The organism is Vibrio caribbeanicus ATCC BAA-2122 (assembly GCF_000165125.1).
In the GTDB taxonomy this organism is placed as follows: domain Bacteria; phylum Pseudomonadota; class Gammaproteobacteria; order Enterobacterales; family Vibrionaceae; genus Vibrio; species Vibrio caribbeanicus.
This window is the reverse complement of record NZ_AEIU01000091.1, coordinates 36,652-50,854: the sequence shown is the minus strand read 5'-3', so window position 1 is coordinate 50,854 and position 14,203 is coordinate 36,652. Positions and strand designations below refer to the sequence as shown.

Here is a 14,203-nt window from a genome sequence, read left to right as displayed (position 1 = left end):
AAAACATGAGCAATGCTACAACAAATAGAGATGTCGCCGCTATCGACCTTGGCTCTAACAGCTTTCACATGGTCGTTGCCAAAGTTATCGATCAAGATCTGCAGCTAGTCAGTAAACACAAGCAACGCGTCCATCTTGCATCAGGACTGGATAAACAACATAATTTGGATAATGCTTCTATCGAACGTGGCCTCGCCTGCCTTGCTATATTTGCCGAGCGCCTTCAAGGCTTTGAAGCAGAAAACGTTCGAATCGCCGCAACACATACCCTTCGTGAAGCCAATAATGCTCATATCTTTCTTCAACGTGCGCGTGAGGTCCTCCCCTTTAAAATAGAAATCATCCCCGGAATCGAGGAAGCTCGATTAATTTACTTGGGCGTCGCCCATACTCAACCCCAATCTGATTCTAAGTTAGTTATTGATATTGGTGGAGGTAGTACAGAGGTGATTATAGGAAAGGGGTTTGAGCCAGAACTCGTCAACAGTAAACAAATGGGATGCGTGAGTTATACGCGATCTTTTTTCCCCAACGGAGAACTATCAATCAGGAACTTTACTGCAGCTTGTCTCGCTGCAGAGCAGAAACTGGAATCTTTTGCTAGCACCTACCGCAAAAAAGGATGGGACATTGCTTTTGGATCATCAGGCTCTATAAAAGCGATCCGAGAAGTTTTAATCGCGATGGGTCATTATGATGGGGTCATCACCCCTGAAAGATTAGATACCTTGATTATTGCGCTTCAACAATGGAAATGCATCAATGATATTGAACTTGAAGGCCTATCTGATGAACGCAAGCCTGTTTTTGTTGCTGGGCTGGCTATTTTGATGGCGGTGATGCATAGCCTTAAGATCAACCAGATACACTTTTCAGAGGGGGCCTTACGTGAGGGGTTACTGTATGAGATGGAGGATGGCCTAAAGCACATTGATATCCGGATGCGGACAACTGAAAGCTTAGCCAGTAAACACTTGGTTGATTTAAATCATGCTACTCATGTACGAAACACAGCCATGATATTATTTAATCAAGTCCATAAAACTCTGGGGATTAAAAATAACTCCGAGCTTTCGGATTTACTGCAATGGAGTGCCTTGTTGCACGAAGTAGGGCTGAGCATTAGCTTACAAGCTTTTCATCGTCATTCTGCTTACATACTCCGTCATACATACATGCCAGGTTTTAACCAAGAGCAACAACGCTTACTCGCCATGCTCGTTAGGTTTCAACGTAAAACTTTAAAACTCAATGACCTCGAAGACTTTTCTTTATTCAAAAGAAAACACATTATGGGTCTTATCCGTATTCTCAGGCTTTCTATTTTGTTGCATGGACAAAGAAACGATATGCCCCTATCCGATGTCACGCTGTCAATTGAAAATGAAATATGGATGTTGAGTAATAAAAATAGCCAGTGGCTCACTCAAAATAAACTTCTCCAAGCGGATTTAGTCAGTGAACAGCAATATTGGCAAGATGTAGAGTGGGTACTTACTTTTCAAGACGATTGAGTTTAAAGGCCCACTTTTTTAAGCTCTGATTGCGCAATACGTGCAGAAATAGGAACATACCCCTCTTTACTTACCAAAGATTGGCCCTGTTGGGAGTAAATAAACCGAATAAATTCTCGCTCAATCGGACTAAGTGGTTGTGAGGGAGCCTTATTAAGGTAGATATAAAGATAACGTGACAAAGGATACTTACCTGAACCAATGTTTTCCTGAGTTGCCTTTACATAGTCCGAACCCGAACGAGCGATAGGAAGTAATTTCACCATTGACATTTGGTGACCAATGCCTGAATAACCTATGGTATTAATTGCTGACGCTACAGATTGGACAACAGACGCAGAACCTGGCTGTTCATTAACATTGTCTCGAAAGTCACCACCACACAGCGCATTTTTCTTAAAATAACCATAAGTACCAGAAACAGAGTTACGACCAAATAATTGCATACTGCGTTTGGCCCAATCATCTTCGAGGCCTAATTGAGACCAAGTCACTATGGATTCCGTAGCACCACAACGCAATGTCGCAGAAAAAATGCTATCTAACTGTTTGAAGTTCATACCTTTAATGGGGTTGTCTCTATGAACAAAGATACCAATAGCATCAATCGCAACTTTGAGTTCAGTGGGTAGATAACCATGCTGGCGTTGAAAAGCTTCTATTTCTCTTGTTCGCATCGGCCTACTCATTGGGCCGAACTGAGCGGTTTGCTCAACCAGAGCGGGGGGAGCTGTCGATGATCCCGAAGCCTGAACTTGTCCATTAACACTTGGATAGAGTCGCTGAAAAGCCTCTACCCACAAGGTCATGATTCCTGCAAGAGTGTCAGAGCCTACACTGGTCAAGCTGCCACTCACGCCCGCTTTTTTTTCGTAATCAGTAAGCACTGCATCTTGAGCAAAAATAGGAAAAAAGGCCAGTGATAGGAGTAAGGCCAACACTTTAATCATATCCCTACCACCAACCTTGAAGGAAGAATAAATGAGAACTTACTTCCAACTCCTACCTCACTATGTATTTGTAGTCGGGAATCGTGATGGGAAAGCGCATGCTTGACAATTGCCAGTCCTAATCCACTGCCACCTGTGTCACGAGAGCGCGCTCTGTCCACACGATAAAAACGTTCTGTTAAACGGTGTAAATGTTGAGCTTCAATACCTTCACCACTATCTTCTACCTCGAGATGTGCTCCCTGAGAAGAAGCATACCATCGTACACAAATCCTGGCACCGGAAGAGGTATACTTCACAGCATTATAAACTAGGTTTGAAATGGCACTGCGCAACTGGTCGTCATCTCCAAGAACCCTGAGTGATTCATCTACATCGAATATAAGCTGGTGTTTATTCGCCCCACTTAAACTTACCGCTTCTTTTTCTAGCACCTCTAGCATAGCAGGAACATTCACCACGTCCTCTAGCTCGTGCATCGGCGCAGCCTCAATCTTTGACAACGTCAATAACTGATTAACTAGGCTGTTCATACGATTGAGTTGCTCTGTCATAACACCATGGGCTTTGCTCCACATTGGACCAACAACAAGATCAGGATCTTCTGTCATTTCTAGGTAGCCTTGCAAGACCGTCATTGGCGTTCTGAGTTCATGTGAAACATTCGCAAAGAAATTGCGCCTCATCCCTTCCAATTGCTTGAGCTGACTAACATCACGCACAACCATAAGATGCTCGCCCTCGGTATAAGGAACAATCCGAAGTTCTAGAATTCGTTCAATGTTAAAAGGGGAACGCATCTCTAGTGGCTCAGAAAAATCTTTTTTATTGAGATACTTAATAAAATCAGGAGTACGAATGAGGTTAGATATGGGTTGACCAGAATCATCTGGCCATTTAAACCCCAGCAAGTGCTGCGCTAGCTTGTTGCACCAAACGATATTTCCTTCTCCACGAAAAACCACGACGGCATCGGGCAGAGATTCGGCACCGTTACGAAAACGGCGAATTAAATTAGTCAGCTCTTTGCGTTTATTTCTCTGCCTCTGCTGTAAGCGATATAAGCCATCAAACAATGATAGCCAATGCCCACTCCCTGATGGTGGAGTGAGGCGCTTTTCATCCCAGAGCCAAGCTGATAGTCGTACCTGATTATTTAGATGCCATACGAGTTGTATCACAGTCGCAGTGAGCAATAACCATGACATATGTCCAAAAATCCATCCAACAACAACCCAAGGCGCATAAAAAAGGCTCAACTCCCACGTAAGTTTTTTCCAGGTTAACCTTTCTACCACTGGTTTCTCCAACTGGAATAGTTCATTAAGCTTTAGTCGAAAAGCGGTACCCTGCACCACGCACTGTTTGAATCAGCTTGTCATGCCCTGCAAATTCTAGTGCTTTTCTTAAACGTCGGATGTGTACATCTACTGTGCGATCCTCCACATAAACATTGGTACCCCAGACATTATTAAGTAGCTGCTCTCGACTGTAGACTCGTTCTTGATGAGTCATAAAGAAATGCAACATCTTAAACTCGGTTGGTCCCATATCGAGAGCAGTATCATTCGCTGTCACACGATGCGAAACGGGATCAAGACGCAAACCTTGAACATCGATGACATCTTCCAATGCAGTTGGCGTGACACGGCGAATAACGGCTTTAAGACGGGCAACCAATTCTTTCGGTGAAAAAGGTTTAGTAATGTAATCATCGGCTCCAACTTCTAAGCCACGCACTTTGTCTTCTTCTTCACCGCGAGCTGTCAGCATCACTACCGGAATATTTCTGGTTAGCTCTTCGCGCTTCATATGTTTGATAAAATTGATCCCACTTCCACCAGGTAGCATCCAGTCCAGTAAAACCAAATCAGGGAAGGGTTCCGCGAGTTTTGTTACCGCACTGTCGTAGTCTTCTGCTTCTACCGCTTGGTAACCTTTTTGTTCAAGAACAAAGCAAAGCATTTCTCGAATAGGGGCTTCATCTTCAACAACCAGAATTCTTCTAGACATAATTGCATAACCTTATGTAAGTTGTGTTATTTCAAAAATGGCGTTTACTATCACTTTTGATGCATAGGCATTATTACCAGCAATTATGACACTTTTGTGACCTTTGAAAACAAATTTTCATATAATGTTCCTCCCAATATTGCGTGTACCAAATAAGACAATTGCAACAAAAGTCTTTATTATTGGTGCCCCAACAAAAGGTATAGAGAAAACATATGTGGTTCAAAAACTGTCTAGTTTATCGTTTTAACCGTGATATTGAATTTAATGCAGATAAGCTTGAGCAACAACTCACGGAGTTCCGCTTTACTCCTTGTGGAAGCCAAGATAAACAAAAGTTCGGTTGGGTCAGCGCTATGGGTAAGCATGGCGATATGATGACGCACTCTTCAGATAACCGTATCCTTATCTGTGCCCAAAAAGAAGAGAAAATGCTCCCAGCTTCTGTGATTAAAGACACGCTAAATAGTAAAATTGAGGCACTTGAAGCACAAGAAGGACGACCACTTAAAAAGAAAGAAAAGGATGATTTAAAAGAAGAGATCATCATAGATCTACTCCCAAGAGCATTCAGTCGCAGCCAAAATACTTACGTCCTTATTTTGCCGAGCCAGGGGTTAATTCTCATCGATGCGAGCAGCTTTAAAAAAGCAGAAGATGTACTGGCATTATTGCGTAAATCCATGGGAAGCCTACCCGTTGTTCCCGCATTCCCAGAAAAAGCGCTCGAGACGACACTCACTGATTGGGTAAAAACAGGACAACTTCCTGCAGGATTTAACATGCTCGATGAAGCCGAGCTTAAGTCTGTTCTTGAAGAAGGTGGTATTATTCGCTGCAAGAAACAAGAACTCACTTCTGATGAGATTCTAAGCCACATTAACGCAGACAAAGTCGTCACAAAGCTTGCTCTAGAGTGGCAAGAACGGCTCGAATTTATTCTCTCTGAAGATGGCAGCCTAAAGCGCCTGAAATTCTCTGATGAATTGAAAGATCAAAATGACGATATTCCCCGTGAAGATAAAGGGGCTCGGTTCGATGCTGATTTCTCTTTAATGAGTGGCGAACTAAGTGCATTTTTACCCAATCTCTATGATTGTCTTGGTGGTCTAGCCAACCCAACAACCTAACATCGTTGTTCATACAAGGGGACGTTTAATATGTCCCCTAGAGTATTTCTATTCCCCTCTCTAATCCATAAAAACCTACTATTTGTAAGTCTTTTGCCTTTTTGCGGATTTCAAGTAGTCTTTGGTGGCATTTTCACGTAAAATTTTCGCCCCTGATCCTAGACGATAAATCAGTCAAATAAGATTTTGTGACAAGAGAGAACAACGCAATGACCACTGAAAAAGCCTTTGTACCTGAGCTGCTATCTCCCGCAGGGAGCCTGAAAAATATGCGCTATGCTTTTGCTTATGGTGCAGATGCTGTATATGCTGGTCAGCCTCGCTATAGCTTGCGTGTAAGAAATAACGAGTTTAATCACGAGAATCTGAAAATAGGTATTGATGAGGCTCATGCTCTGGGGAAAAAACTCTACGTAGTCTGTAACATCCAACCCCACAATGCCAAACTAAAGACCTTCATTCGAGACTTAACCCCTATCATCGAAATGGGTCCCGATGCTTTGATCATGTCCGATCCTGGCTTAATAATGATGGTACGTGAAGCCTTCCCAGAAATGCCAATTCACCTATCTGTACAAGCGAATGCCGTTAACTGGGCTACCGTTAAGTTCTGGGCTGCAAACGGGCTTGAAAGGGTTATCGTCTCTCGTGAACTTTCCTTAGAGGAAATCGAAGAAATTCGTCATCATTGCCCTGAAACCGAATTAGAAGTCTTTGTCCATGGTGCTCTCTGTATGGCCTATTCTGGGCGCTGCCTGCTTTCAGGCTATATGAATAAGCGAGATCCAAATCAAGGGACATGCACAAATGCGTGCCGCTGGGAATATAATGTTGAAAAAGGGAAAGAAGATGAAAATGGCCAGATTGTTGAACAATTCGATCCCTCTAAAACTCAAGAAATACAAGTTCTTGAACAGCGTCCTGAAGTAACCATAGGAAAAGGACAGCCCACTGACGATGTGGTGCTTCTTTCAGAACGCCACAAGCCGGAAGAAAAAATGGCGGCTTTTGAAGACGAGCATGGTACCTACATCATGAACTCAAAAGACCTTCGAGCTGTACAGCACGTGGAAAGGCTGACCAAAATGAAAGTCCACTCATTGAAAATTGAGGGAAGAACAAAGTCATTTTATTACTGTGCCAGAACAGCACAAGTTTATCGAAAAGCCATTGACGATGCTGTTGCAGGAAAGCCATTTGATGCAAGCCTAATGACTACACTGGAAAGCTTGGCTCATAGAGGATATACCGAAGGTTTCTTACGTCGTCATACTCACGATACCTACCAAAATTACGATTACGGATATTCAGTCTCCGACACTCAGCAGTTTGTTGGTGAATTCACAGGTAAACGTCGCGGCGATTTGGCAGAAGTGGCGGTGAAAAATAAGTTTATCCTTGGTGATAGCCTTGAGTTAATGACACCAAAAGGCAATGTGATATTTACATTAGAGTCGATGGAAAATCGCAAATCAGAATGTATTGAAGATGCCAAAGGTAGCGGTCACTTTGTTTTCATTCCTGTTCCGCAAGAGGTTGATCTTGAGTATGCTTTACTGATGCGAAACTTTAATAATGGTCAAAACACAAGAAAACAGAATCTAAGTTAAATATGGCCTTACTCATTACTGATAAGTGCATAAACTGCGATATGTGCGACCCTGAATGCCCAAACGGAGCCATTAGCATGGGTGAGTCGATCTTTGAGATCGACCCTGATCTGTGCACCGAATGCAAAGGCCATTATGAAAAGCCAACTTGTCAGTCCGTTTGTCCAATCAGCAAGTGTATTATCGTTGATCCAGACAACGTAGAAACCGAAGACGAGTTGCTAGAAAAGTTTGTCATTATTCAAGGGTTAGCTTAGTAAGCTAACCTTCAACCAACAACTGCTGACATTGTTTTGGCGGCACTTTTATTTTTCTCTTTGCTTTAGTTGATGGTGACTCTTTCTGAAATGCTTTGGTCTGTGGACGCCAGCTCAATAACTCAGCACCGCAACCATCACCAACTGGTGGCAACTTTTGCGCTCGGCACTCTGTACTTCCCTCGGGACATCTCAGCCTGATGTGCATATGATAATGATGCCCCCACCAGGGCCGCACTTTTCTCAACCACAAACGATCAGATGATGACTCTGTAAGGCAAAGCTGCTCTTTAATCACTGGATGAACGAATATTCTCGCCACCTCCAGTTGTTGAGCGGCCATTTTGACCAAATCAAAATAACGCTTATCCCAATTTTTTTTTACTAATCGATACTGTTTCAAATCGACGACACTGATTGGGCTTGGCTGGTTTAGCTCTTGAGGTAAAAGTTCTTTTTTGGGTAAACGTAACCATATATCGACATCCAAACCAGTCTGATGGCTCGAATGACCAGTAGAGAAACGTCCTCCGCGAGGTAACGATATATCGGCGACTAGAAGCCTACTTTGAAAGTACCCCTCCACTTCTCTGCCTAAGTATTCAATGAACTTTATCGTACTAGGATGACCAAAGTAGCGCAATTTTTGACTGCGCAATACCTGATACCCTTGCCCGTTTAGAGGTAGCGCTACCGCTCCTGATAAACACCCATTATTATACGCACCAATCGCAACCGGACCACCTTTTGAAGGAGTAGCAATAGACTCCCAAAGGCTCGATGCATAGCTAGGAAGACCCACCACGAGAAGAAGCAGTAATGACGTAAGTTGGCATAGACTGTTCACATTCATTCACTGGCTCCTAGTTGATTTATACGAAGGCGATTAGGTATCAATAAGCCTGACACAAAAACAACAAAGCCGCTGAAAATCAGCGGCTTTGATCCTAAAAATGTGATGACTTTAAGGCATCTCGTTGAGCTCAGCGCCTTCCTTTTCAACTTCAGGTATGATGAGGTGTTCTTTGGTTATTCCAAGTTTCAATGCCAACGCAGATGCGACATATATTGAAGAATAAGTACCTACGGTAATACCTAGTAGAAGAGCAAGCGCAAAACCATGAATATTTGCACCACCTTGGGTAAACAAAGCAATCACCACCAACAAAGTCGTCCCAGAAGTGATCAGAGTTCGACTCAGCGTTTGCGTAATTGAGCTATTCATGATTTCAGCAGAGGTGCCTTTTCGCATTTTTCGGAAGTTTTCACGGATCCGGTCAAATACAACAATGGTGTCATTAAGTGAGTAACCAACTACGGTTAAGAGTGCCGCAACTATGGTTAAATCCACCTCAATCTGTAAAAACGAAAACACACCAAGAGTAATAATGACATCATGCGCCAATGCCAATACAGCACCTGCAGCTAGCCTCCACTGGAATCGTGCTGATACATAAAGAAGAATACAAATAAGAGAAGCAATGATAGCTAAGCCACCATTTTCTGCTAATTCATCACCAACGTTTGGTCCAACAAACTCAATGCGGCGCATCTCAACGGTTTCACCGGTGCCTTGTGTAATCGCATCCAAAATTTGATGCCCAAGCATCTCACCAGCCACCCCTTCACGAGGGCGCAAACGTACCATCACATCACGTGAGCTACCAAAGTTTTGTACTGTTGCATCACCAAAGCCTTTCGCCTCTAGTGCGGTACGAATTTCTTCAAGTTGAGCGGGTTGTTGAAAACCAACCTCAATTAAAGTACCGCCAGTAAAGTCTAAACCCCAGTTTAACCATTTTGTGGACAAAGAAAAAATTGAACCGCCTATCATCAGAATAGAAAGGATCATTGTCCACTTTGACCAACGCATAAAGTCGATCACTTTTTCTGCTTTCAGAATCTGAAACATATTCATTCCCAGCCTTAAATCGACAATTTATCTATGCGCTTACCGCCATAAATCAGGTTAACTACACAACGTGTACCAATGATAGCCGTAAACATGGAGGTCAAAATACCGATAGACAGTGTCACAGCAAACCCTTTAATTGCACCTGTACCGATGGCAAAAAGGATAATCGCAGTAATTAGCGTGGTAATGTTCGCATCAGCAATGGTACTAAAGGCATTGGCATAACCTTGGTGAATCGCCTGTTGAGGGTTTCTACCATCACGAAGCTCCTCTCGAATCCTTTCAAAAATCAAGACATTAGCATCTACCGCCATACCCACGGTTAAAACAATACCTGCAATGCCAGGTAGCGTCATAGTCGCACCGGGTATCATCGACATCACACCGACGATCAATATCAGGTTGGCTAATAAGGCCATATTGGCAATAAAGCCAAATTTACGATAATAGAGTAAGGTAAATAGCATCACAGCAACCATACCCCAAATACACGCCTGAATACCCATATCGATATTTTGCTGCCCCATTGAAGGACCAATAGTACGCTCTTCAACGATAGAGATAGGTGCAATCAAAGCACCTGCACGTAATAGCAAAGCAAGGTTGTGAGCTTCCGCTGCCGAATCAATACCTGTTATCCTGAAACTGCGTCCAAGAGCAGATTGAATCGTCGCCTGATTGATCACTTCTTCGTGTTTAGATAAAACGACTTTTCCTTCCGGTGTACGTTTACCGCTGTCTTTATACTCTGCGAAAACCGTTGCCATCAACTTGCCGATATTTTTCTTAGAAAATGCCGACATTTTGTTCCCACCTTCACTATCGAGATCAATATTGACTTGAGGACGACCATATTCATCAGCACTTGAACTCGCATCAGTGATACTCTGACCACCAAGAATAACGCGTTTTTTCAGTACGACAGGACGACCATTACGGTCGAATTTAATTTCGCTTCCAGCAGGAGCACGTCCATTCATTGCCGCAGAGAGGTCTGCACGAGAATCAACTTCTCGAAATTCAAGAGTAGCCGTTGCACCTAAGATTTCTTTGGCACGCGCTGTGTCCTGAACCCCTGGAAGCTCCACAACAATACGAGCTGCGCCTTGACGTTGTACCAAAGGTTCTGCCACACCAAGCTCGTTAACTCGATTACGTAAAATGGTAATATTTTGTTCAACAGCATAATTACGCACTTCAGCAAGACGCTGCTCAGTAAAAGTCGCTCTCAGCAAGAAACGTCCACCAGCATCCGATTGAGAAAATGTCATATCACGATGGTTAGCACTCAATAATGACATTGCATCAGCAAGTTGTTTTTCATTCCTCAGGATAACTTCAACAGAGTCTGAACCAGACTCGCGAATAGAACGGTAGCGAATTTTCTCTTCACGTAATTCACTGCGAAAAGCCTCTTCTTGCTGGCCAACGAGTTTTTCCATTGCCGCGTCCATATCCACTTCCATTAAGAAGTGAACACCACCACGGAGATCAAGACCTAGCTTCAATGGTGCTGCGCCAATAGAATCGAGCCAGTTTGGAGTCGCAGGAGCAAGGTTAAGAGCGACAATATTATCCCGGCCTAACGCTTCATTAATAACATCTCTTGCACTGATTTGTGCATCTGTATCATTAAAACGAACAAGAATTGATCCATCTTCTAAAGCAATGGATTTATAGGAAAGACTCTTTTGGTCAAGAGCTTGAGTGACAGAATCCAGCGTCGACATATTTACAGAGGCGCCACGCGCCCCTGTAATTTGAATGGCCGGATCTTCACCGTAAATATTTGGAAGTGCGTACAATGCCGCAATAGCGATGGTAAACACCACCATCATGTACTTCCATATCGGGTAGCGATTTAACACAGCGAGGATCCTTTAGCTGTTTATAGAGATTTAAGCGTACCTTTTGGCAACACTGCAGTAACGAAGTCTTTCTTGATAACAATTTCATTGTTGGTATTGAGTTCAACAGAAATGTAGTCATTCTCTTCTGTGATTTTGGTAATTTTACCAACCAAACCACCACTTGTGAGTACTTCATCGCCTTTGCCCATAGAGGCCATTAGGTTCTTGTGCTCTTTTACACGTTTTGCTTGTGGGCGGTAAATCATAAAGTAAAAGATCAAAGCAAACATGCCAAGCATAATCAACATTTCAAAGCCGCCGCCAGCTGGAGCAGCATCTGCCGCATAAGCATTAGAGATTAAACTCATAATATAAATATCCTCTATTATTTTTTATCAATATCCAAGTTGGGCATCTGCAGCACAGTTTCAAGTATGGGGTTCATTAACAGCGATCACCCTCTCAAAAATATTTTGCCTACGCTTACTTATAAGGGTCTGTTGACCGATTAGAGGCTACGGCAATCACACCGACAGCCTCATCAAATTTACGCTGATGTTTTAGCTAAAGGTGGAACTTCTCGATCTCTTCTAGCATAAAATTCTTGCACAAACTCATCAAAACGGTCTTCATCAATAGCGCTGCGAATACTTTCCATCAGACGCTGGTAATAACGCAAGTTGTGAATTGTGTTCAAGCGAGCTCCCAAGATCTCATTACAACGATCCAAGTGATGTAAATAAGACTTGCTGTAGTTTTTACAGGTGTAACAATCACAATGCGGGTCAAGGGGGCTAGTATCTGTTTTGTGTTTGGCATTGCGTATTTTAACCACACCACCCGTCACAAAAAGATGACCATTTCGAGCATTACGAGTTGGCATTACACAATCGAACATATCAACGCCACGGCGAACTCCCTCAACGAGATCTTCCGGCTTTCCGACTCCCATTAGATACCTAGGTTTATCTTCTGGAAGCTGAGGACATGTATGCTCTAATACTCGGTGCATATCTTCTTTCGGCTCTCCGACTGCAAGTCCACCCACAGCGTAACCGTCAAAACCAATTTCTGTCAGCCCTCTTACAGACACGTCACGCAGGTCTTCGTATACACCACCCTGAACAATACCGAATAGGTTATTAGGGTTTTCTAATTTATCGAAGTGATCACGAGAACGTTGTGCCCAGCGTAAGGACATCTCCATCGACTTTTTAGCCTCTGCATGCGTTGCTGGATAAGGTGTACACTCATCAAATATCATTACGATATCTGACCCTAAATCATTCTGAATTTCCATCGATTTTTCCGCATCCATGAAGATTTTTTCTCCATTGACAGGGTTACGGAAGTGCACTCCTTGCTCAGTGATTTTTCTAATATCACCAAGGCTAAATACCTGAAAGCCACCAGAATCCGTTAGGATTGGGCCATGCCAATTCATAAAATCATGCAAGTCACCGTGCATTTTCATCACTTCTTGCCCAGGACGTAACCATAGATGGAAAGTGTTACCGAGGAGGATTTCAGCACCTGTGTCTTTGACCTCTTCAGGAGTCATTCCTTTCACAGTACCATAAGTACCAACCGGCATAAAAGCAGGTGTTTGAACGGTACCACGTTCGAAGGTCAGTTGACCACGACGTGCTACGCCATCTTTTTTCTTCAATTCAAATTTGAGCTTCACAAAGCCTCCAATGATCAGATAAACAGTCTGACAATCATACAACGAGTAGATGTGCCACCATGGTCGTGCACACTACCCATGTTATGAGTTCCGCTAAATATATTTTCTACTTAGCGGTCTTTTTCTTGATAAACATTGAATCACCGTAGCTGAAGAATCGGTAGTTATTCTTTACCGCATGGTGATAAGCATTCATCGTATTTTCGTAGCCAGCAAAAGCGCTGACTAACATAATAAGCGTCGATTCAGGAAGATGAAAATTAGTAATCAAACAATCTACTAATTGGTATTCATATCCAGGGTAAATAAAAATTTCAGTGTCTCCAAAAAAAGGAGCAAGCTCTGTTCCATTCGTCAACGCATGTTGAGCAGCACTTTCAAGTGAACGTACCGATGTCGTGCCTACTGCTATAATTCGCCCTCCTCGCGCCTTAGTTGCTTTAATCGCATCGATCACGGAGGCAGGCACTTCTACATACTCTGCATGCATATGATGATCATGTATGTTGTCAACTTTTACTGGCTGAAATGTACCAGCTCCAACATGTAAAGTAACATAAGCAAGCTCAACGCCTTTTTGCGCCAGTTTTTCAAGCATCAGCTCATCAAAATGGAGACCTGCTGTCGGTGCAGCAACCGCTCCTGGCTTTTGGTTGTACACTGTCTGATAGCGTTCTTTATCCGAATCTTCATCGGGTCTATCGATATAGGGAGGGAGTGGCATGTGCCCTATTTGTTCCAAAACTGACAGGACATTTTGATCGGAGTTAAATTTAAGCTCAAACAAAGCATCGTGTCGTGCCACCATTTGCGCTGAAAACTCATCATGCTCACCAACAAAAATCGTTGAACCTGGCTTGGGTGATTTAGAACAGCGAACGTGTGCCAAAATACTTTTTTCATCTAGAACACGTTCGACCAATACCTCTAATTTACCACCAGATTCTTTGCGGCCAAACATTCGCGCAGGAATCACTCTTGTATTATTGAAAACGACAAGGTCTCCAGGCTGCACTTGCGCAAGTACATCAACAAAAGTACCGTCTTTTAAGTCCCCCGAATTACCATCTAATTGCAGTAATCGACTGGCCGTACGTTCAGGTTGTGGGTATCGAGCGATAAGCTCATCGGGTAGCTCAAAATGGAAATCGGATACTTGCATGTTTCTTTTCTTTCATGATGATTGAGTTTTAGCTAACGACTGCGAAAAACCAACAACAGGTTTTTCGCAGCCAGATAGTATATTCCGCGTAGTAACAATAGCAAGAAAAGAGCGA

Annotated in this window: 13 protein-coding genes; 4 read left to right on the top strand and 9 right to left on the bottom strand. The window is 43.1% G+C overall.

Annotated elements, in window-relative coordinates:
* Positions 1–5 precede the first annotated feature (5 nt).
* On the top strand, positions 6–1,514 hold the full coding sequence (gene ppx, locus RH40_RS14980) for an exopolyphosphatase (protein ID WP_009602458.1): 1,509 nt from the start codon (positions 6–8) through the stop codon (positions 1,512–1,514).
* Positions 1,515–1,516: 2 nt separating this feature from the next.
* Here ppx and RH40_RS14975 read toward each other — a convergent pair whose 3' ends face one another.
* From RH40_RS14975 to phoB, 3 genes are read right to left on the bottom strand one after another with little or no spacing between them, the layout of a single operon-like run.
* The gene (locus tag RH40_RS14975) at positions 1,517–2,464 is read right to left on the bottom strand and encodes a PstS family phosphate ABC transporter substrate-binding protein (RefSeq protein ID WP_009602457.1); all 948 of its coding nucleotides are present in this window, start codon (positions 2,462–2,464) and stop codon (positions 1,517–1,519) included.
* Positions 2,461–3,762, bottom strand: a complete 1,302-nt coding sequence (gene phoR / locus RH40_RS14970) for a phosphate regulon sensor histidine kinase PhoR (RefSeq protein WP_009602456.1) — start codon at positions 3,760–3,762, stop codon at positions 2,461–2,463. Before phoR ends, RH40_RS14975 begins: the two co-directional genes overlap by 4 nt.
* A gap of 25 nt (positions 3,763–3,787) precedes the next feature.
* Entirely contained in the window at positions 3,788–4,477 is a 690-nt protein-coding gene (gene phoB / locus RH40_RS14965) for a phosphate regulon transcriptional regulator PhoB (RefSeq protein ID WP_009602455.1), read from the bottom strand.
* A 215-nt stretch (positions 4,478–4,692) separates the two neighbouring features.
* Here phoB and rdgC point away from each other — a divergent pair, with 215 nt between their 5' ends.
* The 3 genes from rdgC to RH40_RS14950 all read left to right on the top strand — a co-directional run bounded on the left by rdgC (position 4,693) and on the right by RH40_RS14950 (position 7,474).
* Entirely contained in the window at positions 4,693–5,607 is a 915-nt protein-coding gene (rdgC, locus tag RH40_RS14960; RefSeq protein WP_009602454.1) for a recombination-associated protein RdgC, read from the top strand.
* A 209-nt stretch (positions 5,608–5,816) separates the two neighbouring features.
* Positions 5,817–7,217, top strand: a complete 1,401-nt coding sequence (gene trhP, locus RH40_RS14955; protein ID WP_009602453.1) for a prephenate-dependent tRNA uridine(34) hydroxylase TrhP — start codon at positions 5,817–5,819, stop codon at positions 7,215–7,217.
* A 2-nt stretch (positions 7,218–7,219) separates the two neighbouring features.
* A complete protein-coding gene (locus RH40_RS14950; RefSeq protein ID WP_009602452.1) occupies positions 7,220–7,474 on the top strand; it encodes a YfhL family 4Fe-4S dicluster ferredoxin in 255 nt (84 codons plus the stop codon).
* 4 nt (positions 7,475–7,478) lie between these two features.
* Here the strand turns inward: RH40_RS14950 and mepA are convergent, their stop codons facing one another.
* The 6 genes from mepA to queA all read right to left on the bottom strand — a co-directional run bounded on the left by mepA (position 7,479) and on the right by queA (position 14,088).
* On the bottom strand, positions 7,479–8,327 hold the full coding sequence (mepA, locus tag RH40_RS14945; RefSeq protein WP_009602448.1) for a penicillin-insensitive murein endopeptidase: 849 nt from the start codon (positions 8,325–8,327) through the stop codon (positions 7,479–7,481).
* Between the two features lie 111 nt (positions 8,328–8,438).
* The gene (secF, locus tag RH40_RS14940) at positions 8,439–9,386 is read right to left on the bottom strand and encodes a protein translocase subunit SecF (protein WP_009602447.1); all 948 of its coding nucleotides are present in this window, start codon (positions 9,384–9,386) and stop codon (positions 8,439–8,441) included.
* A gap of 14 nt (positions 9,387–9,400) precedes the next feature.
* Positions 9,401–11,257 (bottom strand): protein translocase subunit SecD, encoded by a 1,857-nt coding sequence (secD, locus tag RH40_RS14935; protein ID WP_081455021.1) that lies wholly within the window; start codon positions 11,255–11,257, stop codon positions 9,401–9,403.
* Positions 11,258–11,277: 20 nt separating this feature from the next.
* Positions 11,278–11,607, bottom strand: coding sequence for a preprotein translocase subunit YajC (gene yajC / locus RH40_RS14930; RefSeq protein WP_009602445.1), 330 nt, complete (start codon positions 11,605–11,607; stop codon positions 11,278–11,280).
* A gap of 179 nt (positions 11,608–11,786) precedes the next feature.
* Entirely contained in the window at positions 11,787–12,926 is a 1,140-nt protein-coding gene (gene tgt, locus RH40_RS14925; protein WP_009602444.1) for a tRNA guanosine(34) transglycosylase Tgt, read from the bottom strand.
* A gap of 106 nt (positions 12,927–13,032) precedes the next feature.
* Complete coding sequence (queA, locus tag RH40_RS14920) at positions 13,033–14,088, bottom strand: tRNA preQ1(34) S-adenosylmethionine ribosyltransferase-isomerase QueA (protein WP_009602443.1); 1,056 nt, start codon at positions 14,086–14,088, stop codon at positions 13,033–13,035.
* Between the last annotated feature and the right edge of the window lie 115 nt (positions 14,089–14,203).